Raw genomic sequence first — 23,342 nt, forward strand, 5'->3', positions numbered from 1 at the left:
CCAGCGCTTTGCTGGCCTTCGGTACCTGTGGTGACAGCGTCGCGGCGAAGTGTTGCTGAACGTGAATGACTCTGCGTGACGGCGGCGAGGGAATATTCACCTGCAAACCATTGCAGCCTGGCGTGGCGGGTGTTTGGGGCCAGGCGCTGGGCCGCTCCCGAGCCGGCCCGCGTTCAGCGTGGCCAGACCGGGCGAGGGGCTCACTGAACCACGATGGATTCCTCGCGGAGTGCCTCGCGTGAGCGCTCGAAGTCGGGCAGCACGGAACGCACGGTGTCCCAGAACGCGGGGCTGTGGTTCATCTCGCGCAGGTGGGCCAGTTCGTGGGCGACGACGTAGTCGATGATGGCCGGCGCGAAGTGGATGAGGCGCCAGTTCAGGCGGATGGAGCCGTCGGCGCTGGCGCTGCCCCAGCGCGTCTGCGCCGAGGACAGCCGCAGCGACTTCATCGCCACACCCAGCTTGGCGGCGAATTCGCGGCAACGGGGCAGGAAGTCTTCCTTCGCACGCGCCTGCAGCCAGGCCTGGCTGAGGTCGCGGATCTGCTCGGCCGCTGCGCCGTGCGGCAGCGGCAGGCGCAGCTCGCGCGTCGTGGCGTCCCACACGACCTCGCGCTCGCCCGGCGAGACGACCAGCGTCAGCGGCTGGCCCAGGTAGGGCAGGCGGCCGCCATCGATCCAGTCGATGCGGGCGGCCTGCATGCGCTGCTGGCGTTCGCGCTGCTCGACGAGCTTGCGCAGGATCCAGTCGCCCTTGTGGTGCAGCGCGCGTTCGATCTCGCCGATGGGCACCCAGCGCGGCGCGCTGACGCGCAGGCCCTGCGGCCCCACGACAAAGCCTATGGAGCGGCGCCGCGCGCGCTTGAGCTCGTAGCCGACGCGGTGCTGGCCCAGCCACAGTTCGCGCCGCGACCGCGCCGCGCCGGGCTCGGCGGGCTCGACGTCGGCCGCGGCCTCGAACAGGGACAGCTGGCTGTCCTGCAGGAGAGGGGCCGGACGCTTGGCAGGCATGACGTTGCTGCTCAGTGCTGGTTGGCGACGCCGGCGGGCGGAGGGTTGTCGTAGGCCTCCGGGTCGAGGCGACGCATCTCGCTCTCGATCCAGTCCTTGACCTCCTGCATCAGCTCGGCCGGGTTGCGGCCTTCGGGGCGGATCTGCCGGCCGATGGAGATGTCGACGACGCCTGGCCTGAGCAGGAAGCTCTTGCGTGGCCAGCAGCGCGCGGCGGTCGCGGCGATGGGCACGACGGGCAGGCCGGCCTCGATGGCCAGGCGCGTGCCGCCCGTCTTGTACTCGCCCACCTCGCCGCGCGCGATGCGAGTGCCCTCGGGGAACATGATGACCCAGTTGCCCTGACCGCCCAGGCGCTTGCCCTGGGTCAGCACCTTGTTCCAGGCCTCGGTGCGGCGGCCGCGGTCGATGTGGATCATGTCCATGCGCGCCATCGCCCAGCCGAAGAACGGCACGTAGAGCAGTTCGCGCTTGAACACGTAGGCCAGCGGGTGGCTCAGCAGCGCGGGGTAGGCGAAGGTCTCCCAGGTGCTCTGGTGCTTGGACAGCAGCACAACACCGGCACGGCGGTCGGCGGCCGAGGGCAGGTTCTCCATGCCCTGGATGCGCCAGCGCACGCCGCAGATCCAGCGCGCGCTCCAGATGGCGACCTTGAGCCAGCCGGCGCAGGCCCAGTAGACCGGGTCGCCGCGGCGGAAGATGGACAGCAGCAGCACGCCCAGCGCCCAGGGAATGACCGTCACGGTCAGGACGATGACGAAGATCAGCGAGCGGATGGCGCTCAGCAGGTTGGACATTTAGTTCAGGTCTCCGGCCTGGGTGTCGGGGGTGAGGGCCTGGCCGCGCTGCTCGGCGACGCGACGGCGTTCTGCCTGGATCAGCGTCTCGGCGAAGCTCATCAGGTCGTCGTGTACGCGCGCGGTGGGCACCTGCACGAGCAGGTTGGCCAGCTCGTCGGTGTCAAGGCTGCCGAACGGGCCGGTCAGCACGAGATGAGGCACGCAGCCGGCGTTCTGCGCCGTCAGCAGGTCGGTCAGCGACGCGCCGACCATGTGCACGTCGCGCAGTTCCACGTCGAAGCGCTCGCCGATCTGCTGGACGAGGCCGGGCAGCGGCTTGCGGCAGTCGCAGCCTTCCTCGGGTGTGTGCGGGCAGAAGAAGGCCGCGTCCAGCCGCCCGCCCTTTTCGGCCAGCAACTGGTTGAGCCGCAGGTGCACGGCGTTCAGCGACGCCATGTCCAGCAGGCCACGGCCGATGCCGGCCTGGTTGGTGGCCAGTACGGTGTGCCAGCCGGCGTGGTTCAGCCGCGCGACGGCCTCCAGCGCGCCCGGCAGCGGGTCGAGTTCCTCGGGCGCCTTGACGTGATCGTCGCGGTAGCGGTTGATCGTGCCGTCACGACCGAGGATGACCAGCTTCATGCCGTGGGCGTGGTCGGCGCGCATGGGGGTCTTAGGCAAGGCGGGACAGGTCGGCGACCCGGTTCATGGCAGCGTGCAGGCGGCCCAGCAGCGCGAGGCGGTTGGCACGCAGCGCGGGGTCTTCGGCGTTGACCATCACGTCGTCGAAGAAGGCGTCGACCGGGCCCTTCAGCGCAGCCAGGCGTTGGAGCGAGCCGGTGTAGTCGTGCTGCTCGAACAGCGTGTCGGCCTGCGGCTGCACATCGGCGATGGCCTTCGCGAGCGCCTGCTCGGCGGCTTCCTGCAGCAGCTCAGGCTTGACCTCGGTGGGCAGTTCGCCCTCGACCTTCTTCAGGATGTTGCCGACACGCTTGTTGGCGGCGGCCAGCGACGCGGCCTCGGCCAGCGCGGCGAAGGCACGCACGGCCTCCAGGCGCTTGGGCACGTCGCCCAGGCGCGTGGGCTGCAGCGCCAGCACGGCGTCGACTTCCTGGGCGCTGTAGCCCTGGTCGCGCAAGGAGACAGCCAGGCGGTCAGCGAAGAACGACAGCAGCGCCTCGCGCGGGTTGGTGATCAGCTCGCCGAACGGCGGCACGGCGGCGTCGATCAGCGCCGGCAGCTCCAGCGGCAGGTTCTTCTCGACCAGGATGCGGATGACGCCCAGCGCATGCCGGCGCAGCGCGAACGGGTCCTTGTCGCCGGTGGGCAGCTGGCCGATTCCGAACAGGCCCACCAGCGTCTCCAGCTTGTCCGCCAGCGCCACGACGGTGCCGGTGTGGTTGCGCGGCGGCGCGTCGCCGGCGAAGCGGGGCTTGTAGTGGTCCTCGATGGCGATGGCGACGCCGTCGCGCAGGCCCTCGTGGCGGGCGTAGTAGCCACCCATGATGCCCTGCAGCTCGGGGAACTCGCCGACCATGTCGGTCAGCAGGTCGCACTTGGCCAGCGTGGCGGCCTGCTTGACCTTGCTGTCGAGCACCTTGAACTCGTCGTCGGCCTCGACCGTGTAGGGCAGCGTCGCCATGCTGAGCTGCTGCACGATGGCGTGCGCGATGGCCGTGACGCGCTCGGCGCGCTCGCCCTGCGAGCCCAGCTTGCCGTGGTAGACGACCTTGGCCAGGCCCGGCAGGCGGTCGGCGAGCTTCTTCTTGCGGTCCTGGTCGAAGAAGAACTTGGCGTCGGCCAGGCGTGGACGCACGACGCGCTCGTTGCCGCCGGTCACGGCCGACGCGTCGGCCGGCGCGATGTTGCTGACCACCAGAAAGTGGCGGGTCAGCTTGCCTTGGGCGTCCAGCAGCGGGAAGTACTTCTGGTTGGCCTTCATCGTCAGGATGAGGCACTCCTGCGGCACGGCCAGGAACTCGGGCTCGAAGGCACAGGTCAGCACGTTGGGGCGCTCGACCAGCGCGGTCACTTCGTCCAGCAAGGCTTCGTCGTCGATGGGCGTGAGGCTCAGCGCGTCGGCGGCGGCCTTGAGCTGGCGCGAGATCTCGGCGCGACGCTCGGCGAAGCTGGCGATGACGGCGCCGTGCTCGCGCAGTTGCGCGGCATAGCTGTCGGCGGACTCGATGCTGACGGTGGCCTGCGCCGCCTCGAAGCGGTGTCCTTGCGTCGTGCGGCCGGAGGTCAGGCCCAGGGCCTGGACCGGCACGATGTCGGCGCCGTGCAGCGCGATGAGGCCATGCGCGGGGCGCACGAACTTCACGTCGGTCCAGCCGTCGGCGAGCTGGTAGCTCATGACCTTGGGGATGGGCAGCTTGGCCAGCGTCTCGTCCAGCGCCTTCTGCAGGCCCTGGGCGAGCGTGGCGCCGGGTTGCACGCTGTCCCAGAACAGCGCTTCGGCCTTGCTGTCGGGTTGGCGCTTGAGCTGCGGCACGACCTCGGGGCCGGCACCGACGGACGCGAGCTTCTTCAGCAGCGCGGGCGTGGGCTGGCCGTCGGCGGTGAGGGCCACGGCGACGGGCATCAGCTTCTGCTGCACGGCCTTGTCGGCGGCCTTGGGCGAGACGCCGGTGACCAGCACGCCCAGGCGGCGCGGCGACGCGAACGAGGTGACGGTGGCGTCCGCGGCGGCGAGGCCTTGCGCCTTCAGGCTGTCGGCCAGCACGCCGGCGAAGGATTCGCCCAGCTTCTTCAGCGCCTTCGGGGGCAGCTCTTCGACAAACAGTTCAACGAGCAGGTTCGTCATCACGCGGCCGCCTTCTTGTTCTTCAGTTCGATCTGCGCGACGACTTCATCCGCCCAGGCCTTGGGCGCCATCGGGAAGCCCAGCCGCGCACGGCTGTCGACATAGCTCTGCGCCACGGCGCGGGCGAGGTTGCGGATGCGGCCGATATAGGCGGCGCGCTCGGTCACGCTGATGGCGCCGCGTGCGTCCAGCAAGTTGAAGCTGTGGCCGGCCTTCAGCAGCTGCTCGTAGGCGGGCAGGGCCAGCTTCTCGGCCATCAGCGCCTGGCTGGTCTTCTCGTGCGCGGCAAAGGCCGACAGCAGGAACTCCACGTCGCTGTGCTCGAAGTTGTAGGTGGACTGCTCGACCTCGTTCTGGTGGAACACGTCGCCGTAGGTCAGGCCGTCGGTGTAGACGAGGTCGTAGACCGACTCCTTGCCCTGCAGATACATGGCCAGGCGCTCCAGGCCGTAGGTGATCTCGCCGGTGATGGGCTTGCAGTCGATGCCGCCGACCTGCTGGAAGTAGGTGAACTGCGTCACCTCCATGCCGTTGAGCCACACCTCCCAGCCCAGGCCCCAGCAGCCGAGCGTCGGGTTCTCCCAGTCGTCCTCGACGAAGCGCACGTCGTTCTTCTTCAGGTCGAAGCCGAGCGCTTCCAGCGAGCCGAGGTAAAGCTCCAGGATGTTGGCCGGCGCGGGCTTGAGCACGACCTGGTACTGGTAGTAGTGCTGCAGGCGGTTGGGGTTCTCGCCGTAACGGCCGTCCTTGGGGCGGCGGCTGGGCTGCACGTACGCGGCCTTCCAGGGCTCGGGGCCGAGGGCGCGCAGGAAGGTCGCGGTGTGGCTGGTGCCGGCACCGACTTCCATGTCGTAGGGCTGCAGCAGCGCGCAGCCTTGTTTGGACCAGTAGTCCTGAAGCGTCAGGATGATTTGCTGGAAGGTCAGCATGGGGCAGGGGGAAACGGGGGTGGCTGATTCTATTGGGCGGCCCTGCGCACGCCGATCAGGGCAAGCAGCCCCAGCACCCACAGCGGCCACAAGCCCAGCGCGGCGAGCCAGCGGGCGTAGGGCGTGGTGCCGGTACGGCCATCGACTTCGGCCTCCAGCACGCCGCGCAGCAGTGGCGGCAGGCGGGCCGTGATGTGGCCCTGATGGTCGATGGCGGCCGTGGCGCCGGTGTTGGTGGAACGCACCAACGGACGCTGGAACTCCAACGCCCGCATCTGCGAGAACTGCAGGTGCTGGTCCTGGATCATGACGGTGCCGAACCAGGCCAGGTTGCTGACGTTGACGAACACGGTCGCAGCGTCCGGCCCCGAGTCCGACAAGGCACTCTTCACGACGTCCTCGCCGAACAGATCCTCGTAGCAGATCAGCGGGCGCAGCCGCTGGCCGGCGACGGCCCAGGCGCGTTGGGTGTCGCCTTCGGCCTGGTCGTCCAGCGGGATGTTCATCGCGTGCACGAACCAGCCCAGGCCCGGCGGGATGAACTCGCCGAAGGGCAGCAGGTGGCGCTTGCCGTAGTGATAGTCGCTGCCCAGGCCGACGACGGAGTTCACCCAGCCGTCGGTCTGATTGCCCAAGAAGGCGCCCAGCAGCGCCGGCCGCTCAGGGCGGGACAGGCGGGCCAGCGTGGCTTCGTCCAGATCCGCCAGCGGCAGCGGCACGACGGATTCCGGCGTGATGACGACCTGGCCGCGCGCCGACTCGACGAGCCGGGCCAGCGTCTCGAGGTTGACGGCGTAACGCTCGGGGTCGAACTTCTGGTCCTGCGGGATGCTGGGCTGCACCAGCGACACGGCCAGCTTGCCGGTGGATGTCGTGAAGTCCTGCGGCAGCAGCCAGCCGCACAGCGGGATCAGCAGCGCCGGCGCTGCCCAGGCCGTGGCGCCGCGCTTCAGCAGCACCAAGCCGACCGCGGCCAGCGCTGCCAGCGCGCAGATGCCGTAGACGCCCACCCACGGCGCCCAGCCGGCCAGCGGGCCCACCGTGTGCGCGTAGCCCGAGGCGATCCACGGGAAGCCGCTGAGCCATGTCGCCCGCGCCAGCTCGGCCAGCAGCCAGGCCGGCACGAGGGCCAGCAAGCGCCAGCGTCCGGCCGGAATGAAGCGTGCCGTCAGCCCGAGTGCCAGCGCGTAGTAACCGCTCAAGAAGGCCGCCAGCAGCGCGACCGCCAGCGCGGCCAGCACCCAGGGGATACCGCCGAACTGATGCATGCTGATGTGCAGCCACCACAGGCCGGAGGCCAGCCAGCTGAAGCCGAACAGCGCCCCGGCCAGCGCGGCCCGCCGGGGCGTGGCCTGCTCGGCGACAGCGAACAACAGCGCCAACGCGATGAGCTGCAGATACCAGGCCCCGGTGGGGGCGAAGGCCGACGTGTGCAGCAGGCCAGCGACCAGCGCGATGGCCGCGGCGCGGGCGCCCCTCACGCCTCGGTCTCTTCGTCGGGCGCGCGCGTGACCTTGAACCAGCGCACGGCACCGCCGCGCGTCAGCATGACGGCGAAGTTCAGGCCGGCCACCTGCACGGTCTCGCCGCGGCGCGGCACGCGGCCGTGCTCGTGCGCGACCAGACCACCGATGGTGTCGAAGTCGTTGTCCGGCAGGCTCAGGCCGAAGCTGCCGTTGACGGCGGCAATGGTTGCGTCGCCGGCCACGCGCTGGCTGCCGTCGGCCAGCGTGTAGATGCCGGTGTCGGAGCTCTGCTCGTCGAACTCGTCCTCGATCTCGCCGACGATCTCCTCCAGCACATCCTCGATGGTGATGAGGCCGGCCGTGTTGCCGAACTCGTCGATGACGATGGCCAGGTGGTTGCGGTTGGAGCGGAAGTCGCGCAGCAGCTCATTCAGCCCCTTGCTCTCGGGCACGAAGACCGTGGGGCGCAGCAGCGCGCGCAAATTCAGCTCGGGGGCGCGCTGCATCTTCAGCAGGTCCTTGGCGAGCAGGATGCCGATGATGTTGTCGCGGCTGCCTTCGTAGACGGGAAATCGAGAGTGGCCTGTGTCGATGACCACGGCCAGCAGCTCGTCATAAGGCGCATCGATGTCCAGCAGGTCCATGCGCGGCGCCGCCACCATGGCGTCGCCGGCCGACAGCTCGGCCATGCGCAGCACGCCTTCCAGCATCTGTCGTGATTCGGGCTCGATGAGCTCGCGATGCTCGGCCTCGGCCAGGGTTTCGATGAGTTCGGTCTTGGAGTCGGGGCCGGGGTGCAGGAACTCCAGCATGCGCTCCAGCAGGCCACGGGCCTCTGGCGGGTGTTTGGCGGCCCCTCGCGACGGGGGCCTGCCTGATTGCGGTTCGCTCAAGGGAGCTGTCAGGGTATTGCGGAAGGGACAGAATAGCCGATTGATTTGACAAGACCTTGTCCTGGGGCGCCTAGTCCCTATATCTGCTGCCTTCCCGAAAAACGGTCCCCACCATGTCCACTGCCCAAGGCCTCATCCCCGCAACCATCCTCACGGGCTTCCTCGGCGCCGGCAAAACCACGCTGCTCAAGCGCGTGCTGACCGAGGCCCACGGCCAGAAGATCGCCGTCATCGAGAACGAGTTCGGCGAGGAGAACATCGACACCGACATCCTCGTGTCGGACACCAACGAGCAGATCATCCAGATGAGCAACGGTTGCGTCTGCTGCACCATCCGCGAGGATCTGCGGACCACGCTGAGCGACCTGGCCGCCAAGCGCCGCAAGGGCGAATTGCAGTTTGACCGCGTCATCATCGAGACGACCGGCCTGGCCGACCCCGGCCCCGTGGCGCAGACCTTCTTCATGGACGACGAGATCGCCGAGGCCTACCTGCTGGACTCGGTGCTGACGCTGGTGGACGCCAAGCATGCCGACGAGCAGCTCAACACGCGCCAGGAAGCGCGCATGCAGGTGGGCTTCGCCGACCAGCTCTTCATCAGCAAGAGCGACCTGGTCGAGCCGGCCGCGGTCGAGGCGCTGAACCACCGCATCAAGCACATGAACCCGCGTGCGCCCATCCAGACCGCCCATTTCGGCGAGGTGGCGCTGTCCAAGGTGTTCGACCTGCGTGGTTTCAACCTGAATGCCAAGCTGGAGATCGATCCCGACTTCCTGAAGGCGGACGATCATGGGCACGACCACCACCATCACCACGGCCATGACCATCACGATCATGAGCATGGTGAGCATTGCGACCACCCGCACCACCATCATCACGATGATGATGTGAAGAGCTTCGTGTTCCGCGCCGACAAGCCCTTCAATCCGGCCAAGCTGGAAGATTTCCTGGGGGCCATCGTGCAGGTCTACGGTCCCAAGATGCTGCGTTACAAGGGGGTGCTTTACATGAAAGGCACCGAAAAGAAGGTCATCTTCCAGGGTGTCCACCAGATGATGGGCTCCGATCTCGGCCCGAAATGGATGCCGGGCGAGAAAAAGCAGAGCAAGATGGTGTTCATCGGCATCGATCTGCCGAAAGAGGTGTTGTTGCAAGGCTTGGAAGGCTGTCTGGCGTGATGTTTTTGGCCGTCCGCGGCCATCTTTTGGAGGTGAGCAGGCACGTGAATCCACATGGCTACAATCCGCCGCGCTCAAAGTTGGGCAGCAGGCTGGAAAGCAGTGGGATCAAGGTCTGACACCGCGCCGATGCAAGCCCTGAGCGAGGAGAAGACTGTGAGCAAGACCCCGGCCACCAAAACCGCCGCCGCGCCCGCCAAGGGCGCGAAGAAGACCGATGTTGGCGCCGACGTCGCAACGTTGGAAGCGCCAGCGCCCGCGAACCGTTTCGCCGACCGCTTCGCCCCGCCGAAACCACCCGTGCGTGGCGCGAACCAGGCCGACGACACGCCGCGTGTTGCCGCCAAGGGCGACCCGAAGTTGGCCAACGCCTGGAAGACCAAGCCGGGCGCCGAGCTGAGTGACGCCGAAGTCCTGGCCATGCCGGATTCGGAGTACATGAACGCCAAGCAGGTCGACTTCTTCCGCGCCAAGCTGGAAGGCCTCAAGAACGAGGTGCTTTCCAATGCCGGCGAGACGACAGAGCACCTGCGCGAGGACACGACCATCGTCCCCGATCCGGCCGACCGCGCCACCATCGAGGAAGAGCATGCGCTGGAACTGCGCACGCGCGACCGCGAGCGCAAGCTGCTGAAGAAGATCGTGCAGTCCATCGGCCGCCTCGACAGTGGCGACTACGGCTATTGCGACGAGACCGGCGAGCCCATCGGCCTCGGCCGCCTGATCGCCCGCCCGACCGCGACGCTGTCGCTCGAAGCGCAACAGCGCCGCGAGCTCAAGCAGAAGATGTTCGGGGACTGATACCCTTTGCAGCCCATGTCCGAATCCAAGCCCGCAGACCCCAAGGAAGGCGACAGCTTCTTCCGCAAGGTTGCGCGCTTCGTCGCCAACCCGACGACGGACTGGGCCGAGATCAACTCGCGCCAGGACGACCCCGAGGGCGATCTCGCCAAGGCCGAGTTGCGCGCGATGGTGGAGCGCAAGCGCCGCAACGACTTCGTGCGCAAGCGCGAGCTCGACATGCTGCGCCGCATCCGCCGCGAAGGGCTGACGCCCGAGCAACTAGCTGCGTTGGCCGCGTCGCCGTCCCGCATGGGCGACGACGAGCGCATCAGCGAGCCCAGCTCCAAGATCGACCTCGGCGTGAAGGCCAAGATCGACGAGATCGAGCAGCAGATGGTGGGCGAGAGCTTTGCGACGACGCAGGCCGTGCCCAAGCAGCAGCCGGGCTTTTTCGAGACCAGCACGCGCCCGGTGGCCTTCGCGTCCACCTCCACCGCGCCGACGTTGGACGCCTCTGGCGGCCGCGTCAGCGAGTTCTCCACGCCGCAGGAAGTGCAGCGCCTGTCCGCGCCGACACCGCCGGCTGCCGTGACGATGGGGGCGGCCATCCCGCCGCTGTCGGACTCGCCGCCCAGCCTCCTGCCCGACCTGCCGCCGCTGGACATGTCGCTGTCCTTCGCGATGGCCGACCCGTCGGTGCCGCTGGAGGTGCAGGAGGTCGTGCACGACCCCGAACTGGACGAAGCCGTCATCGCCTTCGCCAACGCCGACTACGAGCACAGCGAGGGCGCGCTGACCGAGCTGGTGCGCCCGGGTGGCAGCCGCAACCTGCACGGCGAGACCTGGCTGGTGCTGTTCGACCACTACCGCGCCACCGGCGCCCAGGGCAAGTTCGAGGTGCTGGCCGTCGAGTACGCGCAGCAGTTCGGTCTGTCGGCGCCGCAATGGTTCTCCATGCCCAAGCTGGTGGCCGAATCGGCCCGCCATGCCAGCCGCACGCCCATGGGCAAGGCCGGCCAGGTCAGCTGGAGTGCGCCGTCACTGCTGACTGCCGACGACGTGGCAACGCTGCAGAAGCGCTCCGAGACACTTCCTATGCCCTGGGTCTTCGACTGGGGTACGCTGGACGATGTCGAGATCGAGGCCGCCATCCAGCTGCGCCAATTGTTTCGCCATTGGGCCCAACAGCAGGTCGACCAGCGCTGGATCAGGGGTGACCATTTCCTGAACCAGCTCAAGGAGCTGGCACCCGTTGGCGAGCGCGATACCGACCCGGCGCTATGGATGCTGCGCCTGGAGGCACTGCGCCTGGCCAATCGGCCGGACCAGTTCGACGAGGCGGCCATCGACTACTGCGTCACCTACGAGGTCTCGCCGCCGTCGTGGGAGCGTGCCAATTGCCGCGTGCGTTTCGGCGGCGAAGGTGCGTCGACGAACAGCCCCGCGACCAGCACGATGCAGAGCGAGGCGCAGTCCACTTTCCTCGACACCGGCGTGGCCGAGGCCCACGTGGCTCAGCTGGAACTGATGGGCCAGCTCAGCGGTGACATCTCCGAGACGCTGAAGGTCATGGGCGGTGAGGTCGGCGATGCCAGCCTCATCAACATCTCCTGCACCAAGCTGATCCGCCTGGACTTCATGGCCGCGGGCGACCTGCTGAACTGGGTGTTGTCTCGCCGCAGCGAGAACCGTTCAGTCGTCTTCCACGACGCCCACCGCCTGGTCGCGCTGTTCTTCGGCGCGATGGGCATCAACGAGCATGCCAAGGTGAAGGTCAGAATCAACTGATCCGGCCTTGCGAAACTCGGGCCGGACCTCAACTGGAACGGCTATGTCTTCTGATTCCTCTTCCGCCATCTATCACGGCACCACCATCATCTCGGTGCGCCGTCAGACGCCCGCCGGCTGGCAGGTCGCCATCGGCGGCGACGGCCAGGTCACCCTGGGCAACACCGTCGTCAAGGCCAGCGCGCGCAAGGTGCGCAAGCTCTACCGGGACCAGGTGCTCGCGGGCTTTGCCGGCGCCACGGCCGATGCCTTCACGCTGTTCGAGCGCTTCGAGGCCAAGTTGGAGAAGCACCAGGGTCACCTGGTGCGTGCCGCCGTCGAGTTGACGCGGGACTGGCGCACGGACCGCGTGCTTCGGCGCCTGGAAGCCATGCTGGCCGTGGCTGACCGCACGGCCTCGCTCATCATCACCGGCAACGGCGACGTGCTGGAGCCTGAGCAGGGCATCGTGGCCATCGGCTCCGGCGGCGCCTACGCACAGGCCGCGGCCAAGGCACTGCTGGCGAACACCGAGCTGGGTGCTGCGGAGGTCGTCAAGAAGTCTCTGGAGATCGCTGGCGAGATCTGCATCTACACGAACCAGAACCACACGCTCGAGACCCTTGAGCCGACGGGCGGCTGAGAACCCCGGCAGCACGGGCCACGGAGTCAGGTCGTGGGACTGGATGCGGAGCTGGAGGTGGGCTTGGGCAGCGGCTTCAGCGTGACACGCACGGCGTCGGCATACCCGTCGTCACCGCTGGCCGCGCCAGCCCCGCTCCCGATCAGGCTGCCGAACAGCAGGCCGGCGATCAGCCCGAGGGGCGCGAAGATCTGGTCGCCGATGTTCTTGCTGTGGCTGTCCTTCCTGCGCTGGCTCTCGCCGATGGCGCCGCCGACGAGCAGGCCGGCGCCTGCGCCAATCAGCATGTTGCGGCCCGTCGTGTTGCGGCGTTCGAGGCGGGCTTCACCCGATTGGCTGCCGTCCTCGCTGGTGCACCGGATGCGCAGCGGCTCGGCATCGACGCTGACGGTTGCCAAGCCCGGCGCCGCCAGTTGCCATTCACCGCTGGCGTTGCGCAGCTGGCAGCGTGCCGCACCCAGATCCGCGCCACGCTCGTTCACCACGCTGACGCGCACACTCTGCAACTTGACCTTGCCGGCCGTCGTCGCGCAACCACCTAGCAGCAGTGCGGTGCAGCTCAGCACGACCACGCTCTGAGCGGTGCGGCTCGCTTTCATCGTCGAATACCCCCTGTGTTTTGTTTTGCCCGCCTCAGCCTCGTTCAGCATGTCCATGCGACGAGCGCCCCTGAGGGCGCGGCACCCCAAATCTAACCAACATCATGAGCAGCATGACGCCCCAGGAAATCGTCTCCGAGCTGGACCGCCACATCGTCGGCCAGCACGCCGCCAAGCGTGCCGTCGCGATCGCGATGCGCAACCGCTGGCGCCGCCAGCAGGTGGACGAGAAGCTGCGTGCCGAGATCACGCCCAAGAACATCCTGATGATCGGCCCCACCGGCGTCGGCAAGACCGAGATCGCCCGCCGCCTGGCCAGGCTGGCCGGCGCGCCCTTCATCAAGGTCGAGGCGACCAAGTTCACTGAGGTGGGCTACGTCGGCAAGGACGTCGACTCCATCATCCGTGACCTCGTCGAAGTGGCCGTCAAGCAGGAGCGCGAGATCGCCATGCGCCGCTGCCAGACGCGCGCCGAGGATGCCGCCGAGGAGCGCATTCTCGATGTGCTGTTGCCCGGCTCCGACGCGGACAACGCGACGCGCCAGAGCTTTCGCAAGAAGTTGCGCGAGGGTCAGCTGAACGACAAGGACATCGAGCTCGACCTGCTGGCGCCCAAACCCAGCCTGGAGGTGCTTACGCCGTTCGGCAATCAGCCCGGCATGGAGGACATGGCCGAGCAGTTGAAGGGCATGTTCGGCCAGTTCGGCGGCAACCAGAAGAAGACGCGCAAGCTCAAGATCGGCGAGGCGATGAAGCTGCTGGTCGACGAAGAGGCCGCCAAGCTCGTCAATGAGGAAGAGATCCGCGCGACGGCGCTCGTCAACGCGCAGGAGATGGGCATCGTCTTCATCGACGAGATCGACAAGGTCGCGTCGCGCCAGGAGAGCAGCGGTGCCGAGGTGTCGCGCCAGGGTGTGCAGCGCGACCTGCTGCCGCTGGTCGAAGGCACGACGGTGTCGACCAAGTACGGCCTCGTGAAGACCGATCACATCCTCTTCATCGCCAGCGGCGCCTTCCACCTCGCCAAGCCCAGCGACCTCATCCCCGAGCTGCAGGGCCGGTTGCCCATCCGCGTGGAGCTGGACTCGCTGTCGGTGGCCGACTTCGAGGCCATCCTGAAGAGCACGCACGCCAGCCTGGTCAAGCAGTACCAGGCGTTGCTGGCGACCGAGGGCGTCGTGCTGGACCTGCAGGATGACGCGATCCGCCGCCTCGCCCAGATCGCCTTCGAGGTCAACGAGCGCACCGAGAACATCGGCGCGCGGCGCCTGGCGACGGTGATGGAGCGGCTGCTGGACGAGATCAGCTTCGACGCACCCAACCGCTCGGGGCAGACGGTGTCGCTGGACGCGGCAGCGGTGGACGCCAAGCTCGCGGCGCTGGCTGCGAACGAGGACTTGAGCCGGTTCATCCTCTGACGGGGCGCTGTGTCAGTGCGGCAGCGTGGCCGCGCTGCCGGTCCAGCGCAGCAACTGCATCAGCGATGGAGCGTGGGTCTTGCCGAGCAGATTGCGTACATGGCTGCGCACGGTGGACAACTGCAGGCTCAGATGACGCGCGGCTTCTTCGGCCCGCATACCGTCTGCCAGCAGCATCAGCACATGCCGCTCGGCAGGGCTCAGCCGGCACTTCTGCGTCAATGCGTCGATGCGGGCGGATTGCATCAGCGCCGGCTGGTCGGTCTGCACGACCAGCAGCACCGCGCCGGGCGGCTGTGTGGCGTATGCATCGAGTGGCGGTCTCGAGAGGTGCATCAGCCCCGTGCACAGCGATTGCGAAAACCATACGGCGCAGTCCAGCGCGCTGCCGGCGGCGGCTTGACGTAGCAATTGGCACAGCTGCTGCTCGTTCAGCTGGCCTACTGCAGTGAGCCGGCCTTCGGCCACCCGGACGGAGCCGTCGCCGATCCAGCGCCGGGCCGTCGGATTGCTGGCCATCACCCGGCCGTCATCCTGTACCAGCAACACCGCCTGCGGCAGCAGGTCAACGATCAGGCCGTGGCTGAACTGAGTGTTCAGCGGCGGCAACTTTTCGTGGGCGATGTCCCAAGCCACTGCGTCCATGACAATCCTTCCGCGGCCTCTTTGGCCGACAGGAAGCAGTTTCCGCAGCGCCGAATGCGGCGTCCTTTAACAGCCTGAAAAGGTCCTAAACACTGAGATGTCAGCGGCGCGTCAACGCCGTGGGCGGCGGCAGCGGGTAGGCCAGCAGTGCCTCGACATTCAGGATTCCGGCGCCGTAGCCGGACTCAGGCACCCAGCCGGCTTCAGGTGCGCCGATGGCGGTAGGTGGCCTGGCATCGCGTGTCGCGGATTTCGTCAGTGCCAGCCGGAACGCCTCCACTATGCGCCAATGGCCGACGTACGGTGCCAGCGCGCCGTCATGGTGGCGCAGCCAGCACGCTGCGGCTCCGGCCACCATGGCGGTGGCGCAACTGGTGCCGCCGGCATGCAGGCTGTAGATGAACTGCGATTCATTGATCGCCACGGCACGGCGCACGCTTGCGGCCGGCGCGCTGATGTCCACATAGGCGCCGCTGGAACTCAGCACCCAGGCGCGGCCCCGGCGGTTGACGCCGGCTACGGCGATGGCTCTGGGCAGGGCGGCGGGATACGCCGGCCATCCCGGCACCGGCAAGTTGCCGGCTGCCGCGACGAGGATCACACCGCGTTCGTAGCAGTGATTGAGGGCGCGCCACATCGGTTCGGGCGCCGTGTTGACGAGGAAGGTGCCCATGCTGACGGTGATCAGCGGGACCTTGGCCTCGTCGACGAGGTAGTGCACGGCGGCTTCGAAATTGTGCGTGTGATGGTCCAGTACGACGCTGTGCCCGAGGCGCACCGGCACCAGCGGCACGCACGGCGCCACGCCGTTGTAGGGCGGTTTTGCGGAAGGATCGTAGCCGGCGCACAGGCTGGCGCTGGCTGTGCCGTGCCCGGCATTGAGCCCGCGCATGCCATCGCGCCCCGGCAGGCCGTCGTAGCCGTCGAAGCTTCGCGCAGCGCGTTCGTCGACCCAGCTGTGCGCGGGGTAACCCAGCGCCGGATGCGACGTGATGCCGGTGTCGATCTGGCCCACCCGTACAGTCCCCCAGTCGTGTTTGCGCGGATCGTCCTTCGGCTCCAACTCCGGCACCCTGCACAGCTTCAGATGCCAGTTGTTGTCGTCCATGACGTCGGTTGCGTTGTCGGTCCGAGCGGAGGCGGCCTCGTCACGCTCGATGTGGCGATCACGGCGCAGCAAGAGCGACCAGGCGAGCGGTCGCGCATCCACGAGGCCGAGTTTTTTCAGTTCACGCGCTGTGCCGTCAGCGCCGAGGGTCAGGCGCAGCGCCCCGAACAGTGCAGCGGACATCTCGACATGCTGGTCATCAAGCACTTTCAGTGGGTTGATCAGCCGCGGCAACAGGCTGGCCAGCCGGGCATCGGCGCTGTCGGCCACCTCGGCAGCACGCTTTGCACCCACCTTGTGGGACAGGCTGAAGACGAGCGGTCTCATCAATGCGGCTCCTGTGTGAAGTTGGCACTGGCAGGTGCGAAGGTTCGCTGCAACAGATGCATCAGTTCGGCAGCATTGGCGGCGGAGCCCTGTGTCTGCCAATAGGTGCGCTCCTCGTCGTTCAGCGTCGCATCGATGAGTTGCTCGGCGCAGCGCCGTGCCAGCTTGGCGACGGGATCGCGTTCGGTGTTGGTGCGGCTCGCAAAGTCTTCACTGGCGCCCAGCAGTTGGGCCGCCGCGGTGTCTGCACCGCAGGCCGCGGCCAGCCAGGCAAAGATGTCACAGCGACCGCGAAGCAGGTTGTCGAGCTGCAGTTCGCGAGCCGTTCGCAGCGCGCTGCGGCGAGCGTCGTCGATCCGCCCCGCGGCCACGAGTGCGGCGGTCAGGCCCTCCATCGCACGGGCGCGGGCCTGACCGTGGCCTGGTTGGTTGCCGAAGTGGGTCAACAAGTCCTGGAACTCTGCCGCTGCCGCATCGGCGTGGCCGATCTGCAGGTGCGTCCAGGCCATGTCGCCCAGCAACAGCAGCCGTGAACGGTCGATGCCATGGGCTTCGGCCAGCGCCAGCGCGGTCTGTGCATGCCGCAATGCCGTGGCGTGGTCGCCCTTCGCGTCGGCGAGCAGGCCTTCCACTCTCAGCCGGCGCACGCGGTCGGCCGGGCGCGGGTTGTCTGCCTCCAGCGCGCGTGCGCAGTGCAAGTGCTGCTCGACCAGGTCCAACCGGCCAGTGCGCAAGTGCGCCTCGGCCAGGTGGCGCTGGCAACCGTGTCGGTTGCGGGCATCGCCCAGCACCTGGAACATGCCGTCGGCGCGCTCCAGTGCCTGGACGCACAGCGGTGCAGGCACGCGGCCCTCCACCCCCAGGCGACCCAGCCAGTGCCAATAGCGCGCGCTCAGCGTCATGGGAAGCTGCTCCGATACCAGCGGCTGGACGCGAAGCAGGTTGTCCAGCGCCTCCCCGATGGAGCCCGTCGGGCTCAGCACGACCGCTGTGTAGGTGACCATCGTGACGGCGGCGTGCGCCGCGGTCGGCTCGGTCAGTGCCCACGCGAGTGCTGCACGGACGTTGGGCATCTCCTGCAGCATGGCGACGATGTCGCGCATCTGCGCGCCCAGCACGCAGATGCGCGACATCACGCGCGCCAGCTGGGCGCCAGGGTTGAAATCGGGCTGGCGCTGCCTGAGGCATTCCATGGCGAATGCCCGTGTCGTGTCCAGCATGCGGTAGCGCGGCCGCTGGCTGATCACCGGAACGATCAGCGAGCGATCCACCAGCACGTTCAGGTGCTCGATCAGGTCCGACTCGGCGTTCGCACCCAGCAACTCCCGCGCGGCCTCCAGGCTGAAGCCGCTTGGGAAAATGGACAGCTGGTGCAGCACTTCCTGAGTTGCCGGGCTCAGTAGCTGGTGGCTCCACTCCAGCGCGGCCTGCAGGCTGCGGTGGCGCAGCGGCGCACTGCGCAGACCGCCGGCCAGCAACCGCAGCCGGTCGTTGAGGCGGCTGCGTACGCCGGCCGGGCCGAGAAGCGGCACACGGCTGGCGGCAAACTCCAGCGCGAGCGGAATGCCGTCGAGCTGGCGGCAGATCTCAACCAGGTCAACCAATTCTTGCTGGCTGGGATCGTAGGTGCCGCCCATCGCGCTGCGCACTCGCTGCAGGAGCAGTAAGACGGCACCATATTCCTTCGCGTCCTGCGCATCGGCCGACAGTGGCACGGCAAGCGGGTTCAGCCGCATGACGCGCTCGCCGGCCAGCCGTAGCGGTTCCTGGCTGGTGGCGAGCACATGCACGTGCGGCGCGTTTGCCAGCAGTGAGCCGACGATGTCTGCCACGGCGTCGACGACATGCTCGCAGTTGTCCAGCACCAGCAGCAATGCACGATGCTGCAGTGCGGCCAGGCATGCGGCCGCGGCATCGCCGCCAGCCTCGACTTGCACGCCCAGCACTTCACACAGGGTGATAGGCAGCAGCGCAGGGTGGCTGACGTCGGTCAGGTCCACGCGCCACGTGCCTTGCGGATAGCGCCCGCCAGCCGCAAGCTGCTGCGCTGCGGCGTCGGCCAGGGCCGTCTTGCCGATGCCGGCCAGTCCGCAGATGGTCACGCAAGGTGCGGCGTCGTGGGCGTCAAGCAGCTCGGCCAGCTCTGCCTCGCGCCCCAGCAGGGGGGGCTGTCGCAAAGGCAGGTTGCCAGGCAGCACGCGCAGCGGCGGCGCGTCGGCGTCGAGCAGGCGCGGTGCGGTGAACTGATAGCCTCGTCCGGTGACGGTGGCGATCACGTCGCTGCCGAGCAGCCGGCGCAGCGTGGAGATCTGCACGCTGAGGTTGTTCTCCTCGACGACAAGTCCGGGCCAGACGCGATCGAGGATCTCTTCCTTCGGCACCACGCGCTCGCTGTGCAGTTGCAACAGCATCAGCAGGTCGTAGGCGCGGCCGCCGAGCGGTACGGCCGAATCGCCCACCCACACCTGCCGTTCCAACGGCCGGATCTCGAAGCGCTTGAAGCGCATCGTTGCGCCGGCCTCGGTGCGCAGCGCCGTCATTTCTTGGCCACGGGCAGCGTCAGCAGGCTGCGGAAATAGAAGTTGTCGCCCCAGGCCGGAACCGCGTTCGGAGCGCACAACCGAAGATGCTTGAACTCCCGCAGCAGCTTATCGAAGCTCAGCCGCGTGATCTTCTGCTGCAGCACCCTGCCGATGCATTCGTGCACGCCATGACCGAGTGACAGGCTGGCGGCCGGGCCGCGGTCGAGCCGGAATTCGTCGAGCCCGTTGCCATCGCGATTGGCCGAGGCGACGACGACATGCACCGGGCAGTCCTTCATCTTTTCCGGTTCGATACCGCTCTTCCGGACAGCGTTCAGCACGTCGTACAACGGCTGGCCCTCAAGGGCGTCGATCTCTTCATCCGTCCAGTTGCGTGCGATGTAGCGCTCGACGACCGACATGGGCGGGTCGAAGCGCAGCGCCTCGTGCAGAGCGCCGTCGAGCAGCGTCAAATTCTCGTGCAGCGTCACCCACGGTTTCTCGCGACCGGCGCGCGGGTCGGGGCGCAGCAAGTTCAGCATCGTCGAGGCTGCCAGGAATTGCGTGGACATGTAGCCCGCCAACACCACCTGCATGAGGATCGCCAGCGACTCCAGGGCCGCCAGGGGGCGTTGCCGGGCCGGAAGACGCAGCCGGAACAGTTGTGGCGGCACCGGCAGGTCCAGCGGCAGTTCGCTGAAATCGATTTGCGTGCGCCGGGCAATCTCGCCGATGAGGGTCCCATCGAAGGCGCCACTGCCATCGCCCGGCTTCAGGTCGTCGACCCAGGCGCGCACCAGCGCGCCGGCGATGCAGTAGGACAGCCGCAACATGCAGTCGGTGAAGCCGTTGCGGCTGGCGGCACGGTCGGGCTCAGGCAGCTTGTACAAACGCATCATCGTCTGCGCCAGCCGGTCGGCCTCGTCGACGGCGTCAGCCGGCAGGCCATAAAAGCGCCAGAACACGCGGCGCGGGACCGGCTGCGCGAACTCGCGGACGAAGTCGAACTGAGGCAGGTCGTGCAACCGCGGCAACACGTCTTCGAGCACCTGTTCGATGGTGCCGTCGACATGCTGGGTGGCGATGGTGAAAGCCTGCACCACCGCCTGGCGCACTTCCGTGTGACGGTGCCCGTCCTGACGCAGGATGCCGCGCAGTCGAGCGGTCGATGGCGCCTGATGGAACTCGTCATGCGTGGCCATCACCGCTGCACCGGCTGCCTGCCCGAAGACCCAGAATGCGTGGTGCTCGGGCACCCAGGTGACGACGTCACCTTTGGCCAGCAGGGGCTTGAATCCTGACGCGTAGGGCTCCGCCAGGAACGCCGCGGACGTGGGAGATACCGGCAGCTTGGCCGCCTGTTCCGCCTGCTGCCTGGGTGGACCAGCAAAGACTGTCGGCAGCAGTTGCGGAATCCACTCCTCGAGTTTGTCGCGCCAGCGCAGCAGGCGGTTCTCGTTGAGAACGACATCCGCGCCGCGCTGCAGCGCGCGGTACAGCACACGCTCTCCACTGCGTTGCAGCCACTTCTGCAGCGGCGGAAGCGCGCGCGCCGGCAGGGCCTGCAGACGCCCCACGGGGTGCTTGCAGTCGTTGGCTTGCGTGTCTGGATCGCGCGGCTTGCGAAGGTGCTTCAGCATGCCCAGGCCGGGGTAGAACAGGTACAGCGAGCCATGCAGAGTCACCAGCGGCTTCACGTCGATGTTGACGGCAGCTCGTCCATGCCCGGCCGGCATCAGCTCGAAAGGCGTCGTCTGATCACTGCGACGGATGCCGGCGATCGGGTCCTGCGTGCCGCGCTGCGAGTTGGCGGCCGAGTCCTGAATCCAATGCCGCTGGATGAATTCGAACTGGCGCTCGATGTCGGCACAGAAGAACAGGCCTAGCAGGCCCTGGCGTGACGTTGCATTGCTCGCGTCTTTCAACGTTGTCGGCACTCCACGACGAATCAGCCGGCGTGAATGGCGCAGCCCCGGGACGTGCGCCGAGCGCGGGTTCACGCGGCGGATGTGTGCGCCCAGCGGGCAGGTTGCGCCTCGGTTGTCGTCTTGCACCTGCGGGTATTCCCAGCTCGGCGCGTAGTCGAAGTCATTGAGCGCCGCCGGAGGTTCGGGTGGGTGTATGCCAAGCGATAGCGGATCGCCGTTCTGCCAGCGCCCCATCAGGCGTGCCCTGACCATGTCAGGCCCTATGTTCGCCTCAGCCGCAGCTTTGGAAGCTTCTGCTTCCCTGAGGGCGTCCTCATGCAGTTCGTACAGCCGCATGACACCAAAGCTGCCATTGCGTGCGAGGTCCTTGGGCATGTCGCGCAGCGATGTGCCGCCGTAGACGTTCAGATAGCGCTTGCCGAGCAGGAACTCGCCCGGGCTGGCGGCCGGAAGCACTTCGCCCGGCTTGCCGGCATCGTCCGTGCCGGCAACGCGTGGCTGCGAGATCGCGTCCGTGAATCCGAACAGTTTGGTGCTGTGCGACCCGCCGGCCTGCTCGCAGACGATGTGCAGGCCGTGGAGCGCGCAGGCTTTGCGCAGTGCCGCACAAACTTCGTCGAATGGAGTGGCAGGTTCGGCATTGGCGGTATCGAATCCGAACAATGAAATCACGATGTCGACGTCCGTGTCCGGACCACCGAAGCGCCACTCCTTCGGGGGCTGGTTGACGTCGCCGTTGTCCTCGGCGCGTGTACGGGCACCCTGCTTGAACGCCGCTGGGAAAGTCGCCAGGTCCTGCTCGCGCCATGGCATCAACTTGCGCAGTCCGCCGGCCGTGAAACCGATGTTGGCCGCGACCTCGGGTTTGACGATCTGTTCTCCCTTTTCCCACGAATTCGCACTCATCACGCCCTTCCAAGCGGAAGTCGGGGACGGGAAGTCTTTGGCCAGCCAGCGCCGCGCCTTCTGAGGCTTGTCTACGCTAAGGAACAGGTGCACGGACCTCTCCGCCCGGTAGCCCTTCAGGATGTTGCCCTGCACGTCGGCGAAGTCGATGACGGCGGCCGGGCCGTCGATGACAGGCTGGCGTGGCCGTTGGAACTCTGCGCCGACGCAGATGTCCAGCACCGTCTTGTTGGGGTAGGCCTTGTAGACGGGAGGCTCAAAGATGCTCGGCAGCAAGGAGGGCCGGTGCGGGCTTCGGCGCGGGCCGTAGGGCAGCCGGTTCCACTGCCTGACCCAGGTCAGGAAGGCGGTGTGGTTGTCGCACACCGGCAGCGGTGGCGGCGACGCGACGTAGCTCAGGAGCCGGTCGAACACGTCACCGATGACGATGGCGAAGTCGAGCACGTAGTCGTCGAGCGGTCCGTCGAACTCGGTGATGACCATCAGCGCGGTGCCGTCCCAGGACGGCACGAAGCGCGCGAAGTGCAGGAATGACAGCTCCCGGATCGCTCGCTGGATCTTGGGCTGCGCGGCAGCGATATCCCACAGCAACAGCGGCAACTTGGCGGGCTCGGCCAGTGGCAGCGCCAAGTTCAGCCCGCGGATCACGGGCGCTGCGGCCGAGTCATCAGAAAGTAGTTCCAGCAGCCACTTCAAACGATGAGGCATGCAGTCTCCCGGTGTGCTTGTTTTTCAAGTGGCGCGGGGCGCAGCATTGCCGGGGCGGGGCTGGGCTACATCATCAAACTTGTGGACGGGTTGTCACGGAGGTGCCGTGGGAAAGGCCATCGCCAACAACCCATCAAAGATCAACCCTTCGATGAGTTCATGCGGCGCGTCCAGCGCAGGCGCCACCTTCCACCCGGCGCCGCCGGTCATCAGCAGCAGCGGCTCGTGCCCCTCGCGCTGGTGCAGCAGGCGGTGCATGCGCTCGATGGCGCCGGTGATGGCGAAGGTGCCGCCGGTGGTCAGCGCGTCGCTGGTGTTGGTGGGGAAATCGCGTACCTCGCCGGTCGGCACGCGCAGGCCGGCGGTGCCGCCTTCCAGCGCGCGCAGCATGATGCCGTGGCCGGGAAGGATCAGGCCGCCGAGGAACTGGCCGTCGGTGGAGAGCGCATCCACCGTCACGGCCGTGCCGATCATCACCACCAGCACCGGGCCGTCGAAACCCCGTTGCCGGGCATGGGCGTGGGCGCCGATGACGGCCACCCAGCGGTCGGCGCCCAGCCGCGTGGGATGGTCGTAGCCGTTGCGGATGCCCGCCGCTTCGGGCGACGGCACGACCCAGCGGGGCGTCAGGTCCCAGTGCTCCATCTGCTCCTCGACGCGGCGACGCACCGCGTCGCCGGCGACGTTGCTGCCCAGCACGCGCGTCGGCGGGGGCAGGTTTTGCCAGTCTTCGTCGGCGAGGCGGTCGATGTTCTCGAGGAAGACGGCGCCATGCTGCAGCGGCTGGCTGCCGGGCTCGGCGCCTTCCGGGTAAACGGCCCATTTGAGCCGGGTGTTGCCGATGTCGATGGCCAGGAAGCTCATGCTGGAGCGGGGCGTTGGCGATGGCGCGAAGCCTACCAGCAGGTTTTGCCTCCCGATCCGCGGGTT

At 67.6% G+C, this 23,342-nt stretch carries 18 protein-coding genes; 5 read left to right on the forward strand and 13 right to left on the reverse strand.

Annotated features, from left to right (window positions below):
* Positions 1-200: 200 nt before the first annotated feature.
* The 7 genes from ACG04R_RS15355 to ACG04R_RS15385 are packed head-to-tail and all read right to left on the reverse strand — an operon-like array spanning position 201 to position 7,880.
* Positions 201-1,010, reverse strand: a complete 810-nt coding sequence (locus ACG04R_RS15355) for a M48 family metallopeptidase (protein WP_394412175.1) — start codon at positions 1,008-1,010, stop codon at positions 201-203.
* 11 nt (positions 1,011-1,021) lie between these two features.
* The gene (locus ACG04R_RS15360) at positions 1,022-1,807 is read right to left on the reverse strand and encodes a lysophospholipid acyltransferase family protein (protein ID WP_394412178.1); all 786 of its coding nucleotides are present in this window, start codon (positions 1,805-1,807) and stop codon (positions 1,022-1,024) included.
* Entirely contained in the window at positions 1,808-2,452 is a 645-nt protein-coding gene (gene gmhB / locus ACG04R_RS15365) for a D-glycero-beta-D-manno-heptose 1,7-bisphosphate 7-phosphatase (RefSeq protein ID WP_394412181.1), read from the reverse strand.
* A gap of 7 nt (positions 2,453-2,459) precedes the next feature.
* Positions 2,460-4,592 (reverse strand): glycine--tRNA ligase subunit beta, encoded by a 2,133-nt coding sequence (gene glyS / locus ACG04R_RS15370; RefSeq protein ID WP_394412184.1) that lies wholly within the window; start codon positions 4,590-4,592, stop codon positions 2,460-2,462.
* A complete protein-coding gene (gene glyQ, locus ACG04R_RS15375) occupies positions 4,592-5,521 on the reverse strand; it encodes a glycine--tRNA ligase subunit alpha (RefSeq protein ID WP_394412187.1) in 930 nt (309 codons plus the stop codon). Before glyQ ends, glyS begins: the two co-directional genes overlap by 1 nt.
* Before the next feature lie 29 nt (positions 5,522-5,550).
* On the reverse strand, positions 5,551-7,002 hold the full coding sequence (gene lnt, locus ACG04R_RS15380) for an apolipoprotein N-acyltransferase (protein ID WP_394412190.1): 1,452 nt from the start codon (positions 7,000-7,002) through the stop codon (positions 5,551-5,553).
* Positions 6,999-7,880 carry an HlyC/CorC family transporter gene (locus ACG04R_RS15385; protein WP_394412193.1) on the reverse strand — a complete coding sequence of 294 codons (882 nt, stop codon included), beginning with the start codon at positions 7,878-7,880 and terminating at the stop codon, positions 6,999-7,001. The genes lnt and ACG04R_RS15385 overlap by 4 nt, the downstream gene beginning before the upstream one ends.
* Positions 7,881-7,993: 113 nt before the next feature.
* Here ACG04R_RS15385 and ACG04R_RS15390 point away from each other — a divergent pair, with 113 nt between their 5' ends.
* From ACG04R_RS15390 to hslV, 4 genes are all read left to right on the forward strand, one after another.
* Complete coding sequence (locus ACG04R_RS15390; protein WP_394412196.1) at positions 7,994-9,058, forward strand: CobW family GTP-binding protein; 1,065 nt, start codon at positions 7,994-7,996, stop codon at positions 9,056-9,058.
* A gap of 156 nt (positions 9,059-9,214) precedes the next feature.
* Entirely contained in the window at positions 9,215-9,859 is a 645-nt protein-coding gene (dksA, locus tag ACG04R_RS15395) for an RNA polymerase-binding protein DksA (protein ID WP_394412199.1), read from the forward strand.
* A gap of 15 nt (positions 9,860-9,874) precedes the next feature.
* Complete coding sequence (locus tag ACG04R_RS15400) at positions 9,875-11,629, forward strand: hypothetical protein (protein WP_394412202.1); 1,755 nt, start codon at positions 9,875-9,877, stop codon at positions 11,627-11,629.
* A gap of 43 nt (positions 11,630-11,672) precedes the next feature.
* Entirely contained in the window at positions 11,673-12,251 is a 579-nt protein-coding gene (gene hslV, locus ACG04R_RS15405) for an ATP-dependent protease subunit HslV (RefSeq protein ID WP_394412204.1), read from the forward strand.
* 26 nt (positions 12,252-12,277) lie between these two features.
* On the opposite strand, the gene ACG04R_RS15410 is transcribed toward hslV, so the two are convergent.
* On the reverse strand, positions 12,278-12,850 hold the full coding sequence (locus ACG04R_RS15410) for a hypothetical protein (protein WP_394412207.1): 573 nt from the start codon (positions 12,848-12,850) through the stop codon (positions 12,278-12,280).
* Between the two features lie 104 nt (positions 12,851-12,954).
* Here ACG04R_RS15410 and hslU point away from each other — a divergent pair, with 104 nt between their 5' ends.
* On the forward strand, positions 12,955-14,268 hold the full coding sequence (gene hslU, locus ACG04R_RS15415; RefSeq protein ID WP_394412210.1) for an ATP-dependent protease ATPase subunit HslU: 1,314 nt from the start codon (positions 12,955-12,957) through the stop codon (positions 14,266-14,268).
* A 12-nt stretch (positions 14,269-14,280) separates the two neighbouring features.
* Here hslU and ACG04R_RS15420 read toward each other — a convergent pair whose 3' ends face one another.
* The 5 genes from ACG04R_RS15420 to ACG04R_RS15440 all read right to left on the reverse strand — a co-directional run bounded on the left by ACG04R_RS15420 (position 14,281) and on the right by ACG04R_RS15440 (position 23,276).
* Positions 14,281-14,904, reverse strand: coding sequence for a helix-turn-helix domain-containing protein (locus ACG04R_RS15420; RefSeq protein ID WP_394412213.1), 624 nt, complete (start codon positions 14,902-14,904; stop codon positions 14,281-14,283).
* 109 nt (positions 14,905-15,013) lie between these two features.
* On the reverse strand, positions 15,014-16,348 hold the full coding sequence (locus ACG04R_RS15425) for a S8 family peptidase (protein ID WP_394412216.1): 1,335 nt from the start codon (positions 16,346-16,348) through the stop codon (positions 15,014-15,016).
* Positions 16,348-18,888: an ATP-binding protein gene (locus tag ACG04R_RS15430; protein ID WP_394412218.1), complete on the reverse strand. Its 2,541-nt coding sequence runs from the start codon at positions 18,886-18,888 to the stop codon at positions 16,348-16,350. The genes ACG04R_RS15425 and ACG04R_RS15430 overlap by 1 nt, the downstream gene beginning before the upstream one ends.
* A complete protein-coding gene (locus ACG04R_RS15435; RefSeq protein ID WP_394412221.1) occupies positions 18,885-22,400 on the reverse strand; it encodes a hypothetical protein in 3,516 nt (1,171 codons plus the stop codon). Before ACG04R_RS15435 ends, ACG04R_RS15430 begins: the two co-directional genes overlap by 4 nt.
* Before the next feature lie 105 nt (positions 22,401-22,505).
* The gene (locus ACG04R_RS15440) at positions 22,506-23,276 is read right to left on the reverse strand and encodes a type III pantothenate kinase (RefSeq protein ID WP_394412224.1); all 771 of its coding nucleotides are present in this window, start codon (positions 23,274-23,276) and stop codon (positions 22,506-22,508) included.
* Positions 23,277-23,342: the final 66 nt, after the last annotated feature.

The organism is Pelomonas candidula (assembly GCF_043555985.1).
In the GTDB taxonomy this organism is placed as follows: Bacteria; Pseudomonadota; Gammaproteobacteria; order Burkholderiales; family Burkholderiaceae_C; genus Pelomonas; species Pelomonas candidula.